This is a genomic window from Dellaglioa sp. CoH-56-MRSF-12, from assembly GCF_056782075.1.
In genome coordinates, this window is the sequence record NZ_JBXAYD010000040.1 from 1 (window position 1) to 372 (window position 372).

Consider the following 372-nt stretch of genomic DNA (forward strand, 5'->3'; position numbering starts at 1 on the left):
CCTGCGGCTGGATCACCTCCTTTCTAAGGAATATTACGGAAACCTACACACTTGTCGAAAATTTGTTTAGTTTTGAGAGATCTACTCTCAAAAGCGTTTACGGGCCTATAGCTCAGCTGGTTTAGAGCGCACGCCTGATAAGCGTGAGGTCGATGGTTCGAGTCCATTTAGGCCCATTTACCAATTAATAAAATACCCATTATGGGGCCTTAGCTCAGCTGGGAGAGCGCCTGCCTTGCACGCAGGAGGTCATCGGTTCGATCCCGTTAGGCTCCATTGACAATATTAATTGTCGAATTTGTTCTTTGAAAACTAGATAATATTTATTAAATTTTTAAGCAATAAGCCGAGAAACACCGCGTTTTATTAGTT

Annotated in this window: 2 tRNA genes; both read left to right on the forward strand. The window is 42.7% G+C overall.

Features of this window, described 5'->3' with window-relative positions:
• Positions 1 to 101 precede the first annotated feature (101 nt).
• Positions 102 to 176, forward strand: a tRNA-Ile gene (locus AC1RPY_RS07715).
• 27 nt (positions 177 to 203) lie between these two features.
• Positions 204 to 276 (forward strand) — tRNA-Ala (locus AC1RPY_RS07720).
• Positions 277 to 372: the final 96 nt, after the last annotated feature.